This window comes from Nocardioides baculatus (assembly GCF_016735675.1).
Lineage (GTDB): Bacteria > Actinomycetota > Actinomycetes > Propionibacteriales > Nocardioidaceae > Nocardioides > Nocardioides baculatus.
On record NZ_JAERSG010000001.1, the window covers coordinates 743,117 to 765,552 of the forward strand.

Annotated in this window: 23 protein-coding genes; 9 read left to right on the forward strand and 14 right to left on the reverse strand. The window is 72.8% G+C overall.

The window, feature by feature from the left end:
• Positions 1–20: 20 nt before the first annotated feature.
• Positions 21–1,487 (forward strand): peptide MFS transporter, encoded by a 1,467-nt coding sequence (locus JI751_RS03650; protein ID WP_201933473.1) that lies wholly within the window; start codon positions 21–23, stop codon positions 1,485–1,487.
• 1 nt (position 1,488) lies between these two features.
• Entirely contained in the window at positions 1,489–2,199 is a 711-nt protein-coding gene (locus JI751_RS03655; RefSeq protein ID WP_201933476.1) for a ZIP family metal transporter, read from the forward strand.
• 66 nt (positions 2,200–2,265) lie between these two features.
• Here JI751_RS03655 and JI751_RS03660 read toward each other — a convergent pair whose 3' ends face one another.
• Complete coding sequence (locus JI751_RS03660) at positions 2,266–3,306, reverse strand: DNA polymerase IV (RefSeq protein WP_307813778.1); 1,041 nt, start codon at positions 3,304–3,306, stop codon at positions 2,266–2,268.
• Between the two features lie 79 nt (positions 3,307–3,385).
• Between JI751_RS03660 and JI751_RS20820 the strand changes: the two genes are divergently transcribed.
• Together JI751_RS20820 and JI751_RS03665 are read left to right on the forward strand one after the other, a co-directional pair.
• The gene (locus tag JI751_RS20820) at positions 3,386–3,604 is read left to right on the forward strand and encodes a hypothetical protein (protein ID WP_236665533.1); all 219 of its coding nucleotides are present in this window, start codon (positions 3,386–3,388) and stop codon (positions 3,602–3,604) included.
• Positions 3,605–3,646: 42 nt separating this feature from the next.
• A complete protein-coding gene (locus JI751_RS03665; protein ID WP_201933479.1) occupies positions 3,647–4,489 on the forward strand; it encodes a GNAT family N-acetyltransferase in 843 nt (280 codons plus the stop codon).
• A 39-nt stretch (positions 4,490–4,528) separates the two neighbouring features.
• Here the strand turns inward: JI751_RS03665 and JI751_RS03670 are convergent, their stop codons facing one another.
• The 7 genes from JI751_RS03670 to JI751_RS03700 form a co-directional block, all read right to left on the reverse strand.
• Positions 4,529–5,728 carry a cysteine desulfurase-like protein gene (locus tag JI751_RS03670; RefSeq protein ID WP_201933482.1) on the reverse strand — a complete coding sequence of 400 codons (1,200 nt, stop codon included), beginning with the start codon at positions 5,726–5,728 and terminating at the stop codon, positions 4,529–4,531.
• A gap of 10 nt (positions 5,729–5,738) precedes the next feature.
• Positions 5,739–6,686 carry a succinylglutamate desuccinylase/aspartoacylase family protein gene (locus JI751_RS03675; protein ID WP_201933485.1) on the reverse strand — a complete coding sequence of 316 codons (948 nt, stop codon included), beginning with the start codon at positions 6,684–6,686 and terminating at the stop codon, positions 5,739–5,741.
• 241 nt (positions 6,687–6,927) lie between these two features.
• Entirely contained in the window at positions 6,928–7,392 is a 465-nt protein-coding gene (locus JI751_RS03680; protein WP_201933489.1) for a hypothetical protein, read from the reverse strand.
• Positions 7,393–7,447: 55 nt separating this feature from the next.
• Positions 7,448–8,968: a carbohydrate-binding domain-containing protein gene (locus JI751_RS03685; protein ID WP_201933492.1), complete on the reverse strand. Its 1,521-nt coding sequence runs from the start codon at positions 8,966–8,968 to the stop codon at positions 7,448–7,450.
• A gap of 34 nt (positions 8,969–9,002) precedes the next feature.
• Positions 9,003–10,124 (reverse strand): GtrA family protein, encoded by a 1,122-nt coding sequence (locus tag JI751_RS03690; RefSeq protein WP_201933495.1) that lies wholly within the window; start codon positions 10,122–10,124, stop codon positions 9,003–9,005.
• A 5-nt stretch (positions 10,125–10,129) separates the two neighbouring features.
• Positions 10,130–11,059 carry a phosphodiester glycosidase family protein gene (locus JI751_RS03695; protein ID WP_201933498.1) on the reverse strand — a complete coding sequence of 310 codons (930 nt, stop codon included), beginning with the start codon at positions 11,057–11,059 and terminating at the stop codon, positions 10,130–10,132.
• Positions 11,060–11,139: 80 nt separating this feature from the next.
• Positions 11,140–11,622, reverse strand: a complete 483-nt coding sequence (locus JI751_RS03700) for an ATP-dependent zinc protease family protein (RefSeq protein ID WP_307813780.1) — start codon at positions 11,620–11,622, stop codon at positions 11,140–11,142.
• 41 nt (positions 11,623–11,663) lie between these two features.
• On the opposite strand from JI751_RS03700, the gene JI751_RS03705 reads away from it, so the two are divergent.
• Positions 11,664–12,854, forward strand: a complete 1,191-nt coding sequence (locus tag JI751_RS03705) for a RimK family alpha-L-glutamate ligase (protein WP_201933501.1) — start codon at positions 11,664–11,666, stop codon at positions 12,852–12,854.
• A 60-nt stretch (positions 12,855–12,914) separates the two neighbouring features.
• Here the strand turns inward: JI751_RS03705 and JI751_RS03710 are convergent, their stop codons facing one another.
• From JI751_RS03710 to JI751_RS03720, 3 genes are read right to left on the reverse strand one after another with little or no spacing between them, the layout of a single operon-like run.
• Positions 12,915–13,337: a CHRD domain-containing protein gene (locus tag JI751_RS03710; protein WP_201933504.1), complete on the reverse strand. Its 423-nt coding sequence runs from the start codon at positions 13,335–13,337 to the stop codon at positions 12,915–12,917.
• A 40-nt stretch (positions 13,338–13,377) separates the two neighbouring features.
• Positions 13,378–13,770, reverse strand: a complete 393-nt coding sequence (locus tag JI751_RS03715) for a hypothetical protein (protein WP_201933507.1) — start codon at positions 13,768–13,770, stop codon at positions 13,378–13,380.
• Entirely contained in the window at positions 13,767–14,126 is a 360-nt protein-coding gene (locus JI751_RS03720) for a hypothetical protein (protein ID WP_201933510.1), read from the reverse strand. Before JI751_RS03720 ends, JI751_RS03715 begins: the two co-directional genes overlap by 4 nt.
• A gap of 88 nt (positions 14,127–14,214) precedes the next feature.
• Here JI751_RS03720 and JI751_RS03725 point away from each other — a divergent pair, with 88 nt between their 5' ends.
• The 3 genes from JI751_RS03725 to JI751_RS03735 are packed head-to-tail and all read left to right on the forward strand — an operon-like array spanning position 14,215 to position 16,855.
• Complete coding sequence (locus JI751_RS03725; protein WP_201933513.1) at positions 14,215–14,814, forward strand: DUF4956 domain-containing protein; 600 nt, start codon at positions 14,215–14,217, stop codon at positions 14,812–14,814.
• Entirely contained in the window at positions 14,811–15,590 is a 780-nt protein-coding gene (locus JI751_RS03730) for a polyphosphate polymerase domain-containing protein (RefSeq protein ID WP_307813782.1), read from the forward strand. Before JI751_RS03725 ends, JI751_RS03730 begins: the two co-directional genes overlap by 4 nt.
• The gene (locus JI751_RS03735; protein WP_201933523.1) at positions 15,587–16,855 is read left to right on the forward strand and encodes a CotH kinase family protein; all 1,269 of its coding nucleotides are present in this window, start codon (positions 15,587–15,589) and stop codon (positions 16,853–16,855) included. Before JI751_RS03730 ends, JI751_RS03735 begins: the two co-directional genes overlap by 4 nt.
• Here JI751_RS03735 and JI751_RS03740 read toward each other — a convergent pair.
• The gene (locus JI751_RS03740; RefSeq protein ID WP_201933524.1) at positions 16,838–17,560 is read right to left on the reverse strand and encodes an EcsC family protein; all 723 of its coding nucleotides are present in this window, start codon (positions 17,558–17,560) and stop codon (positions 16,838–16,840) included. The two genes, JI751_RS03735 and JI751_RS03740, sit on opposite strands and share 18 nt — an antisense overlap.
• Positions 17,561–17,737: 177 nt before the next feature.
• Here JI751_RS03740 and JI751_RS03745 point away from each other — a divergent pair, with 177 nt between their 5' ends.
• Positions 17,738–19,138, forward strand: a complete 1,401-nt coding sequence (locus JI751_RS03745; protein ID WP_201933526.1) for an alpha/beta hydrolase family protein — start codon at positions 17,738–17,740, stop codon at positions 19,136–19,138.
• 101 nt (positions 19,139–19,239) lie between these two features.
• Here JI751_RS03745 and JI751_RS03750 read toward each other — a convergent pair whose 3' ends face one another.
• Together JI751_RS03750 and JI751_RS03755 are read right to left on the reverse strand one after the other, a co-directional pair.
• The gene (locus tag JI751_RS03750) at positions 19,240–21,459 is read right to left on the reverse strand and encodes a heavy metal translocating P-type ATPase (RefSeq protein ID WP_201933528.1); all 2,220 of its coding nucleotides are present in this window, start codon (positions 21,457–21,459) and stop codon (positions 19,240–19,242) included.
• Positions 21,449–22,375, reverse strand: coding sequence for a DUF8832 domain-containing protein (locus JI751_RS03755; protein ID WP_201933532.1), 927 nt, complete (start codon positions 22,373–22,375; stop codon positions 21,449–21,451). The genes JI751_RS03750 and JI751_RS03755 overlap by 11 nt, the downstream gene beginning before the upstream one ends.
• Positions 22,376–22,436 lie beyond the last annotated feature (61 nt).

Genomic DNA, 22,436 nt, shown 5'->3' on the forward strand with positions numbered 1-22,436 from the left:
CGCGGTGGCACCGTGGACGGGTGACTGATCAACAACTGAAGACGTCAGAGGACCGGTCCGACCGCAGCTTCTTCGGTCAGCCGGGCGTGCTCGCCAACCTGTTCGGGGTCGAGCTGTGGGAGCGCTTCAGCTTCTACGGCATGCAGGGAATCCTGCTGATCTACCTCTACTACTCCGCCGCCAAGGGCGGCCTCGGCATCGACGAGACCGTCGCGACCGGCATCGTCGGCGCGTACGGCGGAGGGGTCTACCTCTCCACGATCCTCGGCGCCTGGCTCGCCGACCGGCTGATCGGCCCGGAGCGGACGCTGTTCTACGCAGCGATCTGCGTGATGCTCGGCCACATCGCGCTGGCCGTCCTCCCGGGCCTGACCGGCGTCGGTGTCGGCCTGGTGCTGATCGCGCTCGGCTCGGGCGGGGTGAAGGCCAACGCCACCTCGCTGGTCGGCTCCCTCTACGACGAGCACGACACCCGCCGCGACGCCGGCTTCTCCCTCTTCTACATGGGCATCAACATCGGCGCCCTCCTCGGCCCGCTGCTGACCGGCCTGCTGCAGAAGGAGGCCGGCTTCCACTGGGGCTTCGGCGCCGCCGCGGTCGGCATGGCGATCGGCCTCGCGCAGTACGCCGCCTTCCGCGGCCGGCTGCCCGAGGAGACCAACGAGGTGGCGAACCCGCTGCCCGCCGATCGCCGACTGGCGTACGCCGGCGGCGCGGTCGTCGTGCTCGCCCTGGTCGCCGTCCTGACCTGGGTCGACGTCATCACCGCCGACCGGCTGTCCAACATCGTGATCGGGATCAGCCTGGTGGCCGCGATCGCCTACTTCGCGGTGATCCTCGCCGACAAGCAGGTGACCGGCGTCGAGCGCAGCCGGATCTTCGCGTTCATCCCGCTCTTCATCTGCAACGTCGTGTTCTGGTCGCTCTACCAGCAGCAGTTCACCGTCGTCACGATCTACGCCGACAAGCGCCTCGACCGGAACCTGTTCGGCTGGGAGATGCCGGTGTCGTGGGTGCAGTCGATCAACCCGGTCTTCATCATCGTGCTGGCCGGCGTCTTCGCGGCGCTGTGGACCAGGCTCGGTGACCGCCAGCCGGTGACGCCGTTCAAGTTCGGCGCCGGCACGGCGCTGATGGGCGTCGCGTTCTTCTGCTTCCTCCCGATGCCCGGTGGCGAGAACACCGCACCGCTCCTGGGCCTCGCCGGCATCCTGCTGGTGTTCACCCTGGCCGAGCTGCTGATCTCGCCGGTCGGCCTCAGCGCCACCACCAAGCTGGCGCCGAAGAAGTTCCGCACCCAGATGGTCGCGCTCTACTTCCTCTCGATCGCCCTCGGCACCGCACTCGCCGGGACGCTCGCGGGGTTCTACGACGAGAACAACGAGGCGCCCTTCTTCATCTGGATCGGCCTCGCCTCCGTCGTCACCGGCGTCGTCGTGATGCTCGCGTCCAAGCCGATCCACCGCCTGATGGCCGGCGTGGACTGACATGCTCGAGGCCCTCGGCTGGGGAGCGGTGGCGGCCAGCTCGCTGCTGGTCGGCGCCGTCCTCGCCCTCGTCCGTACGTGGTCCGCCCAGTTGGTCGGCCTGGTGCTGGGCTTCGGGGCGGGCGCGCTGATCGCGAGCGTGTCGTTCGAGCTGGCCGAGGAGGGGCTCCGGGTCGGGAGTGCGTACGCCGTCGCGGGCGGGCTCGCCCTCGGCGGCCTCACCTTCTTCGGTGCCGACCGCCTCGTGCAGAGGTGGGGCGGTCGGTCCGGCGGGTCGTCGGCCGGCGCCCCGCTCGCCGTCGGCGCCTTCCTCGACGGGATCCCCGAACAGATGGTGCTCGGGATCGGCATCGCCTCGGGCGGCGGTGTCAGTGCCGCGCTGGTGGTGGCGATCTTCGCCTCCAACCTGCCCGAGGCGATCGGCTCGGCGGCCGACATGCGCGGTGACGGCCGCTCCGCGCGGTCCGTGGTCGGCCTCTGGGCCGGCGTCGCCGCGCTGTGCGCGCTCGCCACGGTCGGGGGCTACGCGCTCTCCGACGTGGTCTCCGCCGAGGGCCAGGCCCTCATCGACGGCTTCGCCGCCGGCGCACTGCTGACGATGCTGATCGACTCGATGGTCCCCGAGGCCAAGGAGAAGGCGAAGGACCTCGCCGGGCTCGCGACCGTCGTCGGCTTCGCGATCGCCGCGGGGCTGTCGCTGCTGGGTGGATAGCGTCCGGCCCATCGACAGTGGAGCCGGCGGCCCGACCTACCGGCTCCGGGCTCCACTGTCCCGTGGTCAGTAGCCGCCCTCGGGCTCGACCATCTCGCCCCGGACACCGAGGAGCCGCACCGGGCGCTGGTCGTCGAGGGCGAGGTAGAGGTCGTGGGCGGTCTGCGTGATGACCTCGACGTCCCAGGTCGGCTCCTTCAGCTTGCGCACCTTGGTGAACGTGAAGAACGGCGCGAAGCGGACCTTGAGGTGCACCCGCTGCACCATCCGCTCCTCCTTGCGGACGTCGTCGATGACCCGGGCGGCGAGCTCGGCCAGCGCGGCGCGCACCTCGTCGGGGGTGCGGAGGTCGGACTGGTAGGTCGTCTCCCGGCCGTGGGCGCGCGCGACCCACGGGGTGTCGTCGGGCCTCGAGCGGCCGCCGCCGCGACCGAGCCGGCCGAGGTGGGCCCCGGTCGCCGGACCGAAGGCCGCGACCAGCGCGTCCGCCTCGGCCGCCGCGAGGTCGGCCACCGTGCGGATCCCGATCGCTTCGAGACGCGCGCCGATCCTGGTGCCGACGCCCCAGAGCGCGGTGGTCGGGCGCTCGCCCATCACCTCCATCCAGGTGTCGCGGGTGAGCACGAACGTGCCCTGCGGCTTGCCGAAGTCGGTCGCGATCTTGGCGCGCACGAGGGTGTCGCCGATCCCGACCGAGCAGTGCAGCCCGGTCGCGGCGAGCACCGCGGCCTGGATCGAGCGGGCCGCGGCGACCGGGTCGTCGGCCTCGATGCCGACGAACGCCTCGTCCCACCCGAGCACCTCGACCACGGCTCCCGGCGTCGCCCGCAGCGTCGCCATCACCCGCGCCGACGCCGCCTCGTAGACCGGGAAGTCGACCGGGAGGAACACCGCCTCCGGGCACCGTCGCTTGGCGAGCTTGAGCGCCAGCCCGCTGCGTACGCCGTGGGCCCGCGCCTCGTAGGACGCGGTCGACACCACCGCCCGCTCGGTCGGGTCGCCCCGGCCGCCGACGACGACCGGCAGCCCGACCAGCTCGGGCCGGCGCAGCAGCTCGACGGCGACGAGGAACTGGTCCATGTCGACGTGGAGCACCCAGTGGGTCACCCGGCCATTGTGGCCGGGTCGTCCGACAGCACCCCTGCGGGCGGATCGCAGCGGCACGGCGTCGGCGTACGGTCGGACGATGAGCGACGACCAGCAGGACCCGTACGCCACGCATCCCGACGAGTCGGCCTTCCCGGCCGCCGGGGAGCGCGTGTCCGACGAGGACCGCCAGCGGGCGCTCGACGCCGAGCCCGGTGGCAACGCGACCGTCGGTGACACGGTGGACACCGACGACGTCGACTCGAGCGCCGAGGAGGGCACCTCCGGCCAGGAGGTCGAGGAGCAGGTCCGCGACTGAATCTCGGGTGCGCGCGGGCGGCCGCGCTGCCAGAGTGCGCGCATGACGGTGCAGCGGCTGGACATCGAGCAGGCCCTCCCGCGGATGCAGGCGCTGGCCGCGCGGCTCTGGTCGCCCGAGTCCCGCCACCACCCCGGGCAGCTCGCCTGGTCGGCGGCGTACGGCGAGCCGGAGGCCCTCGGGCTCGGACCGGCCTTCCTCGTGGACGACGCGTGGGCGTGGCTCGAGTCCGCGGACTGGCTGGAGGTCTGCGGCACCGACCCGGATGCCGTACGCGCAGTGGTGCGAGCGGCCCTCGCGGAGTCCGCCGACGAAGTCACGGCCAGCACGCTCGAGACCGAGACGGTCGCCATCGACGCGCTGCTCGACCACGGTTTTACTGAGGTCGGGAGCCCGTGGTTCACCCACCACCTCCTCGACCTGGCCGACCTGCCGGACGTCGCGGTGCCCGCGGGGTACGACGTCCGCGCGGTGCGGGCCGGCGAGCACGAGCAGCGGTCGAAGGTCCACCGCGACGCGTGGTCGCCTACCTCGAAGGTGACGGCACGCGCCTACGAGCGGCTGATGGCCACGCCGCCCTACCGACCCGCGACCGACCACGTCGTGGTCGCGCCCGACGGTGAGTGGGTCGCGTCGTGCTGCGTCTGGCTCGACGAGACGACCGGCGTCGCCCTGGTCGAGCCGGTCGGCTGCGTCGACGCGCACGCGCGTCGCGGCCTCGCGACCGCCGCGTCGGTCTCCGCCCTCACCGCCGCCCGCGACCTCGGCGCGACGACCGGGCTGGTCTGCCCGCGCGGCGACGACGACTACCCGGCGCCGGCGCGGCTCTACCGGCGGATCGGGTTCGTGCCGGGCGCCTGCACGCGGACCTACCGGCGCGGCTAGGTCGAGCTTCGCTCGCGGATGTCGCGAGTGATCCTCGAGTCAGGCGGTCAGGAAGTCGCCGAGCCCCTCGAGCAGCCGGTCGACGTCGGAGTCGTCGGTGTAGGCCGCGAGCCCGATCCGCAGGCCGGAGTCGACGGGGAGGCCGAGGGCCCGGAAGGTCTCGTAGGCGTAGAACGTGCCGGCCGGGACGAGGACGTCGTGCTTCGCGAGGGCGTCGTACGCGTCCACGGGCAGGCGGTCGCGCAGCGTGAGGAAGAGCGTGGACGTCCGGTCGGCGGCACGCGAGTGGAGGGTGAGCGCGTCGCCGAGGGCGGCCAGGCCCTCCTCGATCCGGAGCCGCAGGCGCAGCTCGTGGTCGGCGATCAGCGCGGCGGCCGAGACGAGGCGCTCGCGGCGAGAGGAACCGGTGCCGACGAAGGCGATGAGGTCCACGGCCGCGGTGACACCGGCGAGCAGCTCGTAGGGCAGCGTCCCGAGCTCGAACCGCTCGGGCACCGCGTTGCTCGACGGCAGCAGCTTGTCGGGGCGCAGCGTCTCCAGCAGCTCGGGGTCGGCGACGAGCGCCCCGCAGTGGGGGCCGAAGAACTTGTAGGGCGAGCACACCAGCAGGTCGGCACCCATCGCGGTGAGGTCGGGGGCGGCGTGCGCGGTGTGGTGCACTGCGTCGACGTGGACCAGCGCGCCGACCTCGTGCGCCCTCGCCGCGACGGTCGCGACGGGCGGCCGGGTGCCGAGCAGGTTGGACGCGGCGGTCAACGCGACCAGCCGCGTGCGGTCGGTGATCGCGTCGAGGGAGGAGAGGTCGAGCTCGCCCGTCGAGGGCTCGAGCCGCAGCCAGCGCACGGTGACCCCGGCGCGCTCGGCCGCCTGGATCCACGGCCGCACGTTGGAGTCGTGGTCGAGCTCGCAGACGACGATCTCGTCGCCGGGCGACCAAGTGCGCGCCAGCGTGCGGGAGACGTCGTACGTCAGCGCGGTGGCACTGCGGCCGTGGACCACCCCCTCGGGCACGCCGCCGACGAGGTCGGCGATGGCGGAGCGGAAGCCGGCGACGGACTCCTCGGCGTTGCGCTGGCTCACGGTCGCGGCGCCGCGCTGCGAGAGCGGTCCGGTCAGCGTCCGGGCGATCGCCTCGCCGACGACGAGGGGCGTCTGCGTGCCACCGGGGTTGTCGAAGTGGGCGATCCCCGACTCGAGAGAGGGGAAGTGCGAACGGAAGCCGGCGACGTCGAAGGACATGCGCCAGACGCTAGTTGGCGATGTGCACGACCGCGTCACCGGAGTTCACGAGGGGTGCCTCGGTGCGGCCGATGATCACGCCGTCGCGGTTGGCGTAGACCGCGCGCAGCGTCTTGCCGAAGGAGTCGAAGAGCGTGCCGAGCCGCTCGCCGTCGCTGACCTTCTGGCCGAGGTGCGCGTCGAGGTGCAGGATCCCGGTGCGCCGGGCGCGGACCCAGCCGCTCGAGCGGCACTCCAGGCTCGGCTCCGGGGGCAGCTCCTCGACCGGGTCGGTCATGCCGAGCGTCGCCAGCACGCGGCGTACGCCGATCACGCCGGCCTCGACCGCGTAGTCGTCGAACCGCAACGGCTCCCCGGCCTCGTAGAGCAGGACCTTGGCGCCCTTCTCGCGCGCGGCGTGGCGCAGCGACCCGTCGCGGATCTTGGCGTGCAGCATCACCGGGGCGCCGAACGCAGCAGCGAGCGCGCGGGTGCCCTCGTCGTCGAGGTCGGCGCGCACCTGCGGCAGGTTGCTGCGGCGGTCGGAGCCGGTGTGCAGGTCGATGCCGACCTCGCAGCCGGCCACGATCTCGCGCATGAAGAGGTAGGCGATGCGGCTGGCCAGCGAGCCGCGGGCCGAGCCGGGGAAGGACCGGTTGAGGTCGCGGCGGTCGGGCAGGTAGCGGTCGCCGGTCATGAAGCCCATGACGTTGACGATCGGCACCGCGACGAGCGTGCCGCGGAACGTCTTGGGGTCGAGCCCGGCCATCACCTGGCGGACCACCTCGACGCCGACGACCTCGTCGCCGTGGATGGCCGCGTTGATCCAGATGCACGGCCCGTCCTCGCGGCCGTGGACGACGCGGACCGGCAGCGTCACGTCGGCGCCGGTGACCAGTCGCGTGATCGGCAGCTCGAGCGCCCGCACCGTCCCGGCGCGGATGCGGACACCGCCGATGGCGAACGACTCGCGAGCCACTAGCGGGTGCTCCGGTCCGCTGCGATGGTCACGCGGTCAGGGTAGTGCCCGACGTGCGTGGCGCCGGCGGCGCGTCACGCCACACGTGTCCGGGATGTCGCCCTCCCGGAGCGGTCCTGGGGGCCATCCCTCGGACACGTGTCCGGGCCGGGGACCGGGCGGTGACGTGACCCGCCCCGGACACCTCACGGGGGAGAGGCGGTCCGGGGCGGGTCGGTCGGGTTTGGCCGGTGCAGGGGCGTCAGCTGTTGAGCGAGCCGGAGATCGTGCCGTCGTCGGTGCCCGTCCCGCTGTCGCTGTCGGTCCCGCCGTCGGTGTCGGGCTGGCCGTCGCCGTCGAAGTCCGGCTGCTGGCCCGTGCCGTCCTGGGTGGTGCCGCCCATCGGGCCTCCCGGCAGCTGGCCGCTCATGTCGCCCATCGGGCCGCGGCCGTCGCCGGGGAAGCCTCGACCGTCGAACTGGCCGCCGAATCCGTCGGTGGTCTGCTGGGTGGTGGTGCCGGTGGTCGCGACGTCGTCGTGCCCGACGGCGTACCCGGCACCGAAGCCGGCGCCTCCGACGGCGAGGCCGGCGACGACCGCTCCGGCGGTGATCACCTTGCGTCCGCTGGGCATGCGGTCGCGCCAGGTCCGGCGCGGGGCGGGGTGGGTGGCGGGGTCGTCGGCGTCGGTGGTGTGGGGGGCTGCGGGGAGCTGGTTCTCGGACATGGACGTTCCTTCGTGGTGGGTGCTGGGAGAGGTGGAGGGCGTGGAGGTCATCGGCTCAGCCGCCCATCGGGCCGCCGTGCCCACCCGCCGGCGCCTCGCCGGCGGTGACGGTGGTGGCGGTGCCGTCGACGGTGACCGTGTAGGTCTGGCCCTGCTCGATGTCGGAGGCGGAGTAGACGACGGAGGCGAAGTCCTTCTCGATCGTGTACGTCGCGACCTCGGTGCCGTCGGCGTCGGTGATCACGACCTCCGACCCGGCGGCGGCCGTGCTCGCGAGGGCCGTGGCGATCCAGCCCTGGGCCGAGTCGGTGGAGGGGGCGACCATCATCCCGGCGCTGCCGGTGGCCATCAGCGTGCCGCCGGTGACCTCGAAGGTGCCGTTGACGTCGAGCGCGCCGTTGCCGTCGGTGGTGGGGCCGTAGACGACGATGTCGCCGCCGGTGATGGTGGCGTTGCCGTTGGAGTCGAGGCCGTCGCCGCTGGCCCAGACCTCGAGCGAGCCGCCGTTGACGTAGAGGTTGAGCGAGCTGTCCGCTGCCATCTCGCCGCCCATGCCGCCGGCCTGGCCGTCGGTGCTCGCGCTGTCGTCGGAGGTCGCGGCGTTGACGCCGTCGTCGGCGGAGTGCAGCTCGACGTCACCGTCGTCGACGACGATCAGCGAGCCCTCGACGGCCTCGTTGGACCCGGCGACGGTGACCGTGCCGCCCGAGACGAGCACCTGGACGCCCTTGATGCCGTCGTCCTGGGAGGTGACGGTGAGCTCGCCGCCCTCGATCAGCACGAAGCCGGCGCCGGCGTCCTCGGTGTTGTCGGACTTGAAGGTGTCGCCGGTCGCGTCGACGGTGACCGTGCCGTCGGTGAGGACGAGGTAGTCCTTGCCGAGGATCCCGTCGTCGACCGAGGTGACGTCGATCGTGCCTCCGGTGATGACCAGCCCGTCCTTGCCGACGATGCCGTTGTTGCTGTTGCCCGTCACCGTGAGCGACCCGCTGCCGCCGATCGTCAGGTCGGCGGTCGAGTAGAGGGTGCCGGTGGGTGCGTCCTCCGAGGTGTCGGCGTACGTCGCCGCGTCCGCCAGCGCGTTGTCGCTGCCGTCGGCGAGGACGACCACGACGGACTCCGCGTCGACGACGTTGATCGCGGCGGTGGTCTCGGAGGTGATCGTCGCGCCGTCGAGCACGAGGCGTACGACGCCGTCGCCGGCGCTGTCGACGACGACCTGGCCGGTGAGCTCGCCGGTGAGCACGTAGGTGCCGGCGGCGGAGATGGTGACCGTGCCGTCCTCGATGCTCACCGCATCGCTGTCGGCGGTGGCGGTCGTGCCGTCCAGGGCCACCGCGACCGCGTCGGCCTCGTCGTAGGACGTGTCGCCGGTCTCGACGGCGATGTCGTCGGCGAGCACGTCGTCGACGGTCGTGCCGTCGGAGGTGGCGACCGCACTGCTCGAGCTGGAGGCGCTGGACGTCGAGCTGGTCGTGTCGGCCGCGACGGAGGCGCCGCAGCCGGCGAGGAGGAGGACGGCGGCGGTGCCGGCGAGGGCCTGGCGGACCGTGGCGGATGAGGGAAGAAGTCGCATGGGAGCGGCCTTTCGGGAGCAGGAGGAGCCGGTCTCAGCGGCTGGTGGTGTCGACTGTGGTCGAGGCGTCTGTCGGGGAGGTGGGCTGACCTTGTGGGCTTCCTGTGAAGGTCGCCGGGGCGCGGAACACGAACGCGCGCTGGGCGGCGAAGCTCGTCGAGACCAGCGCCAGCTCGGTGAGGACCTTGGCCGGGAGCAGCGCGATGCCGGCGGCGCCGAGGGCGGTCAGCAGGAGGAAGTTGAGGGCGAGCAGGGCCGTGGCGAGGGCGGCGTACCGCACCGCCGCTGTGCGCGTGCGGACCCGGCGCTCGCCGTCGAAGACGAGGCGCCGGTTGACCACGAAGTTCACCCCGGCGCTGGTCACGCGAGCGCCGACGACCGAGACGAGCAGGTCACCGGTCAGCGCCTGGAGCACCAGGAGCGCCACCGTGTCGATGACGAAGGCGGCGAGCGAGGAGGCGAGGAAGGCGAGGAGCGGCGCGTAGACCCGCAGCGAGTCGACCACCGGCCGGAAGTGCGAGGCGGAGTTGTCGTCGAGGTAGATCGTGGCGATCGGCAGCGGGTCGAGGTCGATGCCCGAGCGGCCGGCCCGCAGGAGCACCTGGAGCTCGTACTCGTAGCGCTCGCCCGGCACGGTGCCCGCCCAGCCGAGCAGGTCGGCCGGGATCCCGCGCAGGCCGGTCTGCGTGTCGGGCACCCGGCTGTGGGTCGCGGCCGTGAAGAGCCAGCGGGTGACCCCGTTGCCGACGCGACTGCGCAGCGGGACAAGGTGTCCGTCAGAGGTGGCGTCGAAGCTGCGCGTCCCGAGCACGATCCGCCGCGCCCCGGCGTCCTCGAGCAGCCGCTCGCCGACCGCGACGATGTCGGCCAGCGCGTGCTGCCCGTCGCCGTCGGCGCAGATCACCGGCGAGCCGGGGCGGGTGGCGAGGACGTGGGCGAGGCCGGCCTTGAGGGCCGCGCCCTTGCCGCGGTTGATGGGCAGCGTGAGAACCTCGGCGCCGGCCGCGCGGGCCTGCGCGAAGCGGTCGTCGTACGCCGTCCCGGATCCGTCGTCGACGACCAGGACCGCCCAGTCGGGGCGGGCCGTCCGGAGGTCGCTGACGGTCCGGACCATCGCGGCGCCGGGGCAGTAGGCCGGGACCAGCACGGTGGGCACCGGGCTCAGCCCTTGATGTAGAGGATGTCGGAGGTGCCGCGCTCGCCGCCGTTGCTCGGGCGGTTGACCACCTCGCCGTCGAAGAAGAGCGTGGAGGACCCGCCGCCGTCGAGGTTGTAGGCCGTGACGGCGCCGAGGCCCCTCATCAGCGTGGCGAGCTCGGTCATCGAGGCACCCGCGCTGTAGCCGGTGGACCGGCCGTCGACGACCACCACGAGCAGGTGGTTGTCCTCGACCACGCCGATCGCGGTGCGCGGCTGGTCGCCCTGGATGGAGTGGTTGCCGAAGTTGGTGTCGACCTCGACGTCGTCGATCCCGTCGAGGACCTCGCCGTCCGCGACGAGCGCGGGTCCGAAGGAGAGCGTGTTCCACACGCCCGCGTCGACGAGCGTCTGCGCGTCGGTGGCGGTCTCGTCGTAGAGCTCGACGCGGCCGTCGCGGTAGAACGCCAGCCCCTCGCGAGCGCCGGAGTCGCGGTAGACCACACCGTTGCGGATCACCATTCCGGTGTCGCGGAAGCCGTAGTAGTCGCCGTTGACCGCGAAGATCGCGCCGTTCTGCCCGGCGATGTCGGAGGTCTCGTCGACGATGTTGGTGCCGAAGGCGTCGCCGGCGAAGGCCGAGCGGAGGACCGTGGCGTCGCTGAGCACGAGGTCGGCGACGAAGTAGGTCACGGTCGCGTCACCGCTGCCGGTGGTCACCTCGCGCACCGACACCGTCGTGCCGTCGGCGCTCCAGCTGTCGTCGGTCAGCACCGCGTCCGAGGTGTCGAGCTCGGTGCCGGTGCTGCCCTGGCTCGCCTCGTACGCCGACGCGTCGGCGACCTCGACGTGGTCGACGACGTAGCGGTCGAGCGCCCACGCGCCCGTACCGGTGCCGAGGGTCAGGGTGGTGAGTCCGCCGATGAGGAAGGCGCGTCGCGAAGGTGCTGGCATGCCCTCGACGGTGCGGGGGATCCCTGTTCGGACCCTGTGGCCGAGCCTTGCAGTCCGTGTGGGGTGCTAGTGCCCCAGCTCTACTTGCCCCAGTTGCGTCGGCGTACGGCCCGCCGGGGCCTGCCGCCGGCGTAGGACCGCGACGAGTCGACGAGGAAGCCGCGCTCGAGGGCCTCGCGGCCGATCAGCATCCGGAAGCCCATCTCGTCGCGGTTGCTCAGCGTCATGACGGTCGTGATGGTGCGTCCGGCGAGCCGTACGTCGAGGCTGACGGCGTAGCGCTGCTCGACCTGGCCGTTGCTCGACCTCACCTCGCGCCGGTCGAGCACGGGAAGGGTCAGCTCGACGTGGTCGTCGTCGGACTTCTGCCAGGGGTGGACGGAGAAGCGCACCCACTCGGCGCCGTCCTGCTCGTAGGTCTCGAGGTCGAAGGCGTGGATCGCCGACGACCGCGCACCGGTGTCGATCTTCGCCTTCACCCAGTCGAGACCGGCCTGCGGCAGGCCGACCCACTCCCGCCAGCCGACGACCAGCGGCTCGGGCGTCTCGTCAGTGGTGGGCACGCCGCCATCCTGTCAGGTGGCCTCGTGCTTGTATGAGGCCCGTGAAGCTCGCCATCCTCTCGCGCGCACCGCGCTCCTACAGCACCCAGCGACTCCGCACCGCCGCGCTCGACCGCGGCCACGACGTCAAGGTGCTGAACACTCTGCGCTTCGGGATCGACCTCACCGGCGACGAGCCCGACCTGCTGTTCCGCGGCAAGCAGCTGTCGACGTACGACGCGGTGCTGCCGCGCATCGGCAACTCGATCACCTACTTCGGCACCGCCGTCGTGCGGCAGTTCGAGCAGATGGACGTCTACACGCCCAACACCAGCTATGGCATCGCCAACAGCCGCGACAAGCTGCGCGCGACGCAGATCCTGTCGCGGCACAAGATCCCGATGCCGGCGACGACCTTCGTGCAGGACCGCGCCGACGTGATCCCGGCGATCGAGCGCGTCGGCGGCGCGCCCGTCGTGATCAAGCTGCTCGAGGGGACCCAGGGCATCGGCGTCATCCTCGCCCCGACGCTGAAGGTCGCCGAGGCGATCATCGAGACCCTCCAGAGCACCCGGCAGAACGTGCTGATCCAGCGCTTCGTCAAGGAGAGCAAGGGCCGCGACATCCGCGCCCTCGTCGTCGGCGACCGCGTGGTCGCCGCGATGCGACGGGTGGCGCAGGGCGACGAGTTCCGCTCCAACGTGCACCGCGGCGGCAGCGTCGAGCCGGTCGAGCTCGACGAGGAGTTCGAGCGCGTGGCCGTCCGGTCGGCCCAGATCATGGGCCTGCGCGTCGCCGGTGTCGACATGCTCGAGGGGAAGAACGGCCCGCAGGTGATGGAGGTGAACTCCTCGCCCGGCCTGGAGGGCATCGAGGCCGCGACCAAGCTCGACGTCGCCGGCGCGATCATCGACTACATCGACAACCAGGTGGCCTTCCCCGACATCGACGTACGCCAGCGGCTCACCGTCTCGACCGGCTACGGCGTCGCCGAGATCGTCGTGCACGCCGGCTCCGACATGGTCGGCAAGAAGCTCGGCGACTCGGGCCTCGACGACCGCGACATCACCGTCCTCACCCTCCACCGCGGCCCGCAGGTCATCCCCAACCCGCGCAACAAGACCGTCCTCGAGGGCGAGGACCGCCTCCTCTGCTTCGGCAAGCTCGAGGAGATGCGCTCGATGATCCCGGACCGCAAGCAGCGCCGGGTCAAGCGACTGATGAAGAAGCACCTGCCGCCGACGACTCCCTAGCGCCACGGGACGTCATACGGACGGGGCAAGCGGATGCCCGCTCCGCATGACGTCCCACGGTCAGCGGTGCAGCGTCCCCTGCACTGCGCCCGCGGGGTAGGTCGCGTTGTGGACGTTGACGTAGTAGCGGCGCGGGTGCAGAGCGATGCGACGGATCACGGCCCGGGGAGCGTCGACGCAGCGCGACCCGCCCGTGACGGCACCGGTGAGGTCGACGAGGACGAAGCCGTCCGAGGCGCGGTGGATGTGGGCGGCCGAGGGGTCGTCGATACCCGTCCACGAGATGGAGGCGCACACGCGACCAGCCCCCGGCCGCAGCCGGACGGTGGCCGAGCCGGACCCGTCGGGGTCGCCGCTGTGGGTGAGGTGCGTGCTGAGGACGGTCGCGCCCACCTGGGCGGGACGGGCGTGCGCTGCCGAGGGGACGGACAGGATCGTCAGGGCCGCGGCGAGCGCGGCGACGGAGCGGGTGAGGGTGGCCATCTCGTCATCGTGTGCCCGCACGGTGACCCAGGGGTATCCCTCATCTGGGGGGACGGGTGCGCCAGAGCCAGGCGAGGCCGACGAAGGGGAGGACGAGCGGCAGCCAGCCGTAGCCCGCGCCGTACGACGACCACACGGTCTGGTCGGGGAAGAGCTCCGGGTCGAGGACGGTCAGCGTCCCGACGGTGAGCACGCCGACCAGCTCGAAGCCGACGGCGGCCCAAGCCAGCCGGCGCGGTGACGGTCCGACCTCCGCGAGGCCGAGGGTGGCGGCGACGTAGACGAGCGCGGCGACCGCGGACAGCGTGTAGGCCAGCGGCGCCTCGGAGGCCTTGGTGCCCAGCTGGACCAGCGAGCGGGCGGTGGCGGCGAGGGCGAAGACGCCGTAGACCGCCACCAGCGCGCGGCCCGCCCCGGAGCGCGTCGAGCTCATCCCGGCCACACCTGCAGGACGCGTACGACGACGAAGGCCTGGGCCAGGCCCGCGACCAGCAGCACGGCCGTGGCTCCGCGGCTGCGCTCGGCGAGCGACCAGACGAATCCGATCGGCAGCAGGACGAGCCCGGCGAGGAGGTAGCCGAACAACGTGACCGTCGCTCCCCCCGACAGCGAGACGTCGCCGACCTGCGCGATCGCGACGACCAGCAGGACCAGCGTGGCTGCCTCGATGAGCCCCGCGAGGCCGAGCAGTCCCCAGTCGGGCGTGCGGTCGAGGACGACGTACACCAGCACGACCGCGGCGAACGCCAGCGACGCGTAGATCAGCGCGAGGGGAAGGGGTCCGTCCACGGTGCCGATCCTCTCAGGTGCGCAAGCCACAGCGTGCCCACAGGTCGGCGGCAGGTCGGCGACAGGTCGGGACGACAGCCTCGGGCCCATGACCTCCACCTATCTCCTCGCCGCGGCCGACCTCGTCGCCGTGCTCGTCCTCGCGATGGCCGTCTACTACCCACGCCACCGCCGCGCCGACCTCGTCACGGCCTTCATCGCGGTCAACGTCGGCGTCCTCGCCGTCACCATCGTGCTGTCCAGCAGCGTCGCCACGGTCGGGCTCGGCCTCGGCCTGTTCGGCGTCCTGTCGATCATCCGCCTGCGCTCCGACGAGCTCGGCCAGCACGAGATCGCCTACTACTTCGCCGCCCTCGCGATCGGCCTGATCGGTGGGCTCGGCACCGGCGACCTCGCGCTCTCGGTCACGCTGATGGCCGCCCTGGTGGGGGTCCTCGCCCTCGCGGACAGCCGCCTGCTGCACGGCGCCGGCCTGCGCCAGGTCGTCGTGCTGGACTCCGCGATCACCGACGAGGCGACCCTCGTCGAGCGCCTCGAGCTGCTGCTCGACGCCCGCGTCACCCGCGTGACACCGGTGCGGGTCGACCTCGTCAACGACACCACGACCGTCGAGGTCCACTACGCCGCCTCGACCCGTCCGGCCCTGTCGCGCGCCGAGCGCCACACGGCCCCGGCCCTGACCCGGTGATCGCCGTGTCCGTCATCGAACGCCTGCCCGCCGTCTCGCTCGCCGAGGTCAACGCCGAGGCCGCGCTGCTGACCCGGGTCGACCGCAAGTACGTCGTCCCCGCCACCGACCTCAATGCCGTGCTGACCGGGCTCCCGGGGCTGCGCGTGCTCGAGATCGACGGCCGCCGGAGCTCGCGCTACGAGTCGACCTACCTCGACACCGTCGACCTCGACAGCTGGAGTGCCTCGGCCCACCGGCGCCGACGCCGCTGGAAGGTGCGCACCCGGACGTACGCCGACTCGGGCGAGCGCTGGCTGGAGGTGAAGACCCGCGGCGCGCGCGGCACCACCGTCAAGGAGCGGCTGCCCCACGCGGGCGACGACCTCGGCGTGCCGGTCGAGGCCGGCGACTGGGTGCGCGAGCGGCTCGGGGCGGCCCACGTCCACGGCGTCGATCCCGGCGGCCTGGTGGCGACGCTCCACACCTCCTACCTCCGCACCACGCTGCTGCTCGACGGTGCCGGCCGCGCGACCGTCGACCGCGACCTGCGCTGGGAGTCCAGCAGCGGCAGTGCCGCGGTCGGCGACGTGCTCGTCATCGAGACCAAGGCCGGCAGCGCCCGCCCCGGCCCGCTGGACCGACGGCTGTGGGAGCTCGGCCACCGCCCGACCCGGATCAGCAAGTACGGCACGGGTCTGGCGCTGCTGACGCCCGACCTGCCGCGCAACCGCTGGCACCGCGTCACGACGCGGCACCTCGGCGCGCTGGCCGTCGACGCGGGAGCTGTCGCGTGACGGCGTACGAGCCGGGCGCGAAGCGGTTCGCGGCCGTCGCGATCCTGGCCGCGCTCGCCCTCGGAGGGTGCTCCACCGACGCGACCCGGGCCTCCGGCGACACGGTCAGCACGGCTGCGCAGGACGTCGCCGACGGCACCGGCGTCTGGGACGCGAGCACGGTGCACGAGATCTCGGTCGACGTCGACGAGGACGCCTTCGCGGCGATGGTCGACACCTACCAGGGGACGGACGAGAAGGAGTGGCTCGAGGCGACCGTGACGATCGACGGCACCACCTTCGAGCGCGCCGGCCTCCGGCTCAAGGGCAACTCCTCGCTCCGCGGCGTCACCGACGACGCCGAGCCCAAGGACCTGCCGTGGCTGATCCGGCTCGACGAGTTCGTCGACGGCCAGTCGCTCGACGGGTGGAGCGAGCTCGTCGTGCGGTCCAACGGCTCGCAGACGGCGCTCAACGAGGCCGTCGCGCTCGACCTCCTGGCCGAAGCCGGGCTGGCGAGCGAGCACGCGGTGCCGTCGTCGTTCAGCGTGAACGGCGCCGACGCCCGCCTCCGGCTGGTCGTACAGAACCTCGACGAGGACTGGGAGGCGGAGAACTTCGCCTCCGACGGCCTGCTCTACAAGGCCGAGGCCGGCGGCGACTGGTCCTACCGCGGCGACGACCCGGACTCCTACACCGACGTCTTCGACCAGGAGACCGGCGACGACGACCTGACGCCGCTGATCGACTTCCTCCAGTTCGTCAACGAGAGCAGCGACGAGGACTTCGCCGCGGAGCTGCCGTCGCGGCTGGACGTCGACGCGTTCGCCCGCTACCTCGCCTTCGAGGAGGTCGTCGACAACTTCGACGACATCGACGGCCCCGGCAACAACGCCTACCTCCGCTGGGACGCGGAGTCCGGCGGGTTCACCGTCGTGGCGTGGGACCACAACCTCGCCTTCGGCGGCTCGCCCGGTGGTGAGGACGGCCAGCGGCCCGAGCGCCCGGAGGGGATGCCTGACGGAGCGCGCCCGGACGGCGCCGGCCGCGGCGGTCCCGGCGGCGGGTCCAACATCTTGGTGGAGCGTTTCACCGCGGTCGACGCGTGGGCCGACCTCGTCGAGCAGGCGAAGACCGACCTCACGGCCCAGCTCTACGAGAGCGGGTACGCCGAGGAGGTGCTGGACTCCTGGGTCACCGTGCTGACCGAGCAGGCGGGCGACCTCGTCGACGCGGCGACCGTGCAGGAGGAGGCCGACGCCATCCGGTCAGCCATCGGTGGGTGAGGCGACGGCGGGGAACTCCTTCATCGCGTGGTCGGCGATCTTCTTCATCATGTAGCCGTCGATGCCGCCGCCGACGAGACCGCCGGCGAACGGGACGCCGCGACCGAAGCGGCTCAGCGCCTTCTCGCTCACCCCGCGCATCAGCCGGAAGCCGACCGCCTTGTTGACCACCATCAGCGCGGCGGGCGGCAGGCCCCGGAGGGCGTACGTCGTCACGCGACTGCCGGCGGTGGCCATCCCGGCCTTCTTGAGCACGTCGTCGGCGTCCGAGCCGACCAGGGTGAGGAGGATCGCGGTGCGCACCCGCGGCTCGGAGATGTCGTACCCCCGCAGCGTGGCGACGACCCCGACCATCCGCACCGCCTGGAGGTAGAACTCCGCGAGGTTGACCGGCAACGACACGGGCATCGTGACGAAGCCGCCGAGCCCGGTGACGAAGCCGCCGATCGACCCCATGAACGTCGTCGAGCGGGCCACCGCGGCGATCGCCTTCTCGCGGTCGCCGTCGGCCTTCCTCAGCGCGCGGTCGGCGACCTCGCGGACGGGGTCGACCGGCCCGCGGCCCTCGAGGCCGACGTCGACCAGCATCGTGACGAGCCGGTCGATGGCGTTGGGGTCGGGCTGCTCGTCGTTGGCGGCGTCGAGCGCGGCACGCGTCTTCTTCGTCTCGTCGCTGCCCGGAGAGAGGAGGTCCTTGAGTCCCATGCGCACACGATAGGAACCACGCGGTAGCGACGGCTCACCCCTGGAGTCGAGGGTGGAGTCGGGGGTGGAGTCGGCCCGGCGAACACAACGTACGCAAGGGTGAGACGCACGTCACATCCGCCTAGCGTCGCAGGCATCCGGTGCATCTCGGCGCCGGGTGACCTCCTGGAGGACGACATGCGATCCCTTCCGACCCGCCTCGCCGCCGGAGCCGCGCTCCTCGCCGCGGGGCTCCTCCCGCCCGTCGCGGCCCATGCCGAGGGCGCGCCGACGCCCGCTTCGTGCCCGGCCTCGGTCGCGGACGTCGCCGACTGCTTCACCGGGCAGGACGCCCACGGCGCGTGGTACGCCGTCGCCGTGCCCCACGACTGGGCAGGCGACCTCGTCGTCCATGCCCACGGCGGCCCCGACCTGGGCACGGCGTCCGACCCGGAGCGCAGCGTGGAGGACCTCGACCGGTGGGCGGTGATGGTCCGCGAGGGCTACGCCTGGGTCGGCTCGGCCTACCGCCGCGGCGGGTACGGCACCCGGATGGCGGTCGCCGACACCGAGAGTGCCCGGCAGGAGTTCGTCTCTGCCTTCGGCGAGCCCGCGCGCACCTTCGCGCACGGCCAGTCGTGGGGCGGCGACGTCGCGGCCAAGCTCGTCGAGGTGCACCCGACGTCGTACGACGGCGTGCTGCTCACCAACGGCGTGCTGGCCGGCGCCTCGCGCGGCTACGACTACCGGGTCGACCTGCGCGTGGTCTACCAGTACTACTGCGGCAACCACCCGCGTCCGACCGAGCCGCAGTACCCCCTGTGGATGGGCCTGCGGAAGGACTCGACCATGACGTCGGCCGGCCTGCGCGCGCGGCTCGAGGAGTGCACCGGTGTCTCGCAGGCGCCCGCGGAGCGCACGGCGCTCCAGCAGCGCAACCTCACCGACATCCTCGCCGTGACGAAGGTCCCCGAGCGGACGCTCGAGTCGCACCTGCGCTTCGCGACCTTCACCTTCCGCGACATCGTCCACGAGCGGCTCGGCGGCCGGAACCCGTTCAGCAACGTCGGGATCCGCTACTCCGGCAGCCACGACGACCGGGCCCTCAACCGGGGCGTCGAGCGGTTCGCGGCGGACCCGTCGGCCCGGCGCGACCTCACGTGGGACAGCGACCTGACCGGCGCCGTCACGGTCCCGACCGTGACCCTCCACGCGATCGACGACCCGACGGCATTCGTCGAGCACGAGTCGGCCTACCGCGCGACGCGGGTCGGGGCCGGCACCGACGACCTGCTGGTGCAGGTCTTCACCCGCGAGTCCGAGCACAGCTCGCTCAGCAACAGCGGGTACGCCGCCGCGATGGACGCACTCACGACCTGGGTGTCGACGGGCCGGAAGCCGACGCCCGCCGGGATCGCCGGGTCCTGCCCGGGGTTCGACGCGGTCTACGGCAGCGGCTGCTTCCTCGACCCCGCCTTCACCCCGGCGGCGTACGACACCCGGGTGGCCGCGCGGCCCGGCGGCCGCTCCTGGCCGACGATGACGGCCGCCCAGGAGCAGGCGTGGTCGCGCATCGACGGCATCGGCATCGCGCCGTAGCAGCCGCCACCGCTGGTCGAGGAGGGACGGAGTCCCGTCACGAGACCCATCACAGGAGTGGGGTCGTGACAGGCGCAGAGCGCCTTCCTCGACCGTCGGTGCTAGGTGGACGACCGGAAGCCGCGCAGCCGCAGGCTGTTGGTCACCACGAACACGCTGGAGAACGCCATCGCGGCGCCGGCGAGCATCGGGTTGAGCAGGCCGGCGGCGGCGAGCGGGAGGGCGGCGACGTTGTAGCCGAACGCCCAGAACAGGTTGCCCTTGATCGTCGCGAGCGTGCGCCGCGAGAGCCGGATCGCGTCGACGGCGACGAGGAGGTCACCGCGCACGAGGGTCAGGTCGCTGGCCTCGATCGCCACGTCGGTGCCGGTGCCCATCGCGAGGCCGAGGTCGGCCTGGGCGAGGGCGGCGGCGTCGTTGACCCCGTCGCCGACCATCGCGACGACCTTGCCCGCGGCCTGGAGCCGCTGCACCTCGGCGACCTTGTCGGCCGGCAGCACGTCCGCGACGACGGTCTCGATGCCGACCTCGTCCGCGACCTGCTGCGCCGCGGCGGCGTTGTCGCCGGTGAGCAGGATGGGGGTGAGCCCGAGGTCGCGGAGCCGGGCGATCGCCTCGGCCGACGACGGCTTGACCGTGTCGCCGACGACGATGACGCCCCGGGCGCGGCCGTCCCACCCGACCGCGACCGGCGTACGCCCCTCGCGCTGGGCGCGCTCGACGACGTCGGCCAGGTCGGCATCGAGGTGCTGCGACCAGTCGGCCAGCAGCCGTGGCCGCCCGACGACGACCGCGTGGCCCTCGACGACGCCCTGCACCCCGAGGCCCTCGACGTTGGCGAAGTGTTCGACGTGGGGCAGCTCGACGGCCGGCAGGTCGGCGACCGAGGCCGCGACGGCCCGGCCGATCGGGTGCTCGGACGCCGCCTCGAGGGCGGCCGCGAGGCGGCGCACGTCCGCCGCGCTCTCGCCCTCGGCGGCCACCACCTCGTGGACGGTCATCTCGCCGGTGGTCACCGTGCCGGTCTTGTCGAGCACGATCGTGTCGACACGGCGGGTCTGCTCGAGCACCTCCGGCCCCTTGATCAGGATGCCGAGCTGGGCGCCGCGGCCGGTGCCGACCATGAGGGCGGTCGGCGTGGCCAGGCCGAGCGCGCACGGGCAGGCGATGATCAGCACCGACACCGCCGCGGTGAAGGCAGCGGTCGCGCCGCCGCCGGCGCCGAGCCAGAAGCCGAGGGTCGCCACGGCCAGCCCGATGACCACCGGCACGAAGACGCCGGAGACCCGGTCGGCGAGGCGCTGGACCTCGGCCTTGCCGTTCTGCGCGTCCTCCACGAGCCGCGCCATCTGGGCGAGCTGGGTGTCGGCGCCGACGCGCGTCGCGCGCACCACGAGGCGACCGCCGGCGTTGACGGTGGCGCCGACGACCGCGTCGCCGGGACGTACCTCGACCGGCACCGACTCGCCGGTGAGCATCGAGGCGTCGACGGCGGACGTGCCCTCGACGACCTCGCCGTCGGTCGCGACCTTCTCCCCGGGGCGTACGACGAACGCGTCCCCGACCACCAGCTGGTCGACGGGCACCCGCACCTCGACCCCGTCACGCAGGACGCCGACGTCACGGGCGCCGAGCTCGAGGAGGGCCCGCAGTGCCGCCCCGGACTGGCGCTTCGAGCGATGCTCGAGCCAGCGGCCGGCCAGCAGGAACGTGGTCACCCCGGCGGCGGCCTCGAGGTAGATGTTGCCCGCGCCGTCGGTCCGGTCGATCGAGATCCGGAACGGGTGCGTCATGCCGGGCTCGCCGGCGGTGCCGAGGAAGAGCGCCCACAGCGACCAGCCGAACGCGGCCAGCACGCCGACCGACACGAGGGTGTCCATCGTCGTCGCGCCGTGGCGCAGGTTGGTCCACGCGGCGCGGTGGAAGGGCAGGGCGCCCCACACCACGACCGGTGCAGCGAGGACGAGGGAGGCCCACTGCCAGTAGGTGAACTGCCAGGCGGTGACCATCCCCAGGGCGACGACGGGGATGCTCAGCGCGGCGCTGACCAGCAGCCGCTGGAGGAGCGGGTCGCGCTCGGGTGCCTCGTCCGCGACGTCGGCGCCGGGAGGGGTGGGCAGCGAGGCCGCGTAGCCGGCGGCCTCGACGGTCCGCAGCAGGTCGTCGGTGGAGACGGTGCCGGGGTAGGTGACCTTCGCCTTCTCGGTGGCGTAGTTGACCGTCGCGGTCACGCCGTCGAGCTTGTTGAGCTTGCGCTCGATGCGGTTGGCGCAGGACGCACAGGTCATGCCGGTGATGGCGAGCTCGACGTCAGTGCTCATGGTCGCCTCCCTCCGCGTGGTCGCCCGCGGGCGCACCGCCGGACTCGACGGTGAAGGCGGCCGTGTGGACGGTGCCGCGGTGCTGGAAGTCCAGGAAGAGGCCGTACGTCGCCGGCTCGGGGAAGGCGGTCGCGAACTCGATGCCCGGACCGGGCTCGCCCTCCTCCGGGTGCACGTGGAGGTAGGCCAGGTCGCCGGCCCGGATCGCGACGAGGTGACCGAAGGCGCCGAGGTAGGGCTCGAGGTCGGTGACGGGCTCGCCGTCGAGCTCGATGCGGGTGGTGAGCACGGTGCTCGCGCCCGGGGCGGTGTCGCCCTCGAGGGTCACGGTGTAGGTGCCCTCGTCGGTCTCGATCGTCGCCGTCCGGCTGTCCTCCGGCAGCGGCTCCGGGGCGAAGTCGCCCGCGACCGCGAGGTCGTCGGCGAGCGTGATGCCCTCCCAGCCCTCCGGCGTGAAGTCGGCGACCACGCGCCACACGCCCGGCGTCAGGCGGACGTCGACGGACCAGGTGCCGGTCGTACGGTCCAGCACCGGGTGCACGTGCTGGAAGCCGGTCAGGTCACGGCGTACGACGATGAGGTGCAGGTCCTTGTCGTGCTCGCGCGTGTAGTCGAGGAGCGGCCGCCCGCTCGAGGTGAGCACCCGAAAGGCGAGCCGGGTGCGACCGGCGGCCACCTCCCGGTCGGCCAGCTCCAGGGTGAAGCCGTCCGCCCGCGCGGTGAGGCCGCCGACGTCGGCTGCGGTCGTCGCGCCGTGCTCGTCGCCGTGACCCGCGTCGCCACCGTGGTCGGCGCCCTCGTGGGCCGCGACGGTCCCGGTGTCGATCGGTCCCACGACGGCACCCGCGCCCCAGGCGAGCGCGAACGCGGCGACCAGGGCGGTGACGAACGCGACGACGCGGACCGGCGTGCTCATGGGGTCCCCGCGGCGTAGTTCGGGCGAGCGCAGCGGCGGGGGAGAACGTCGTGGGGTGCCT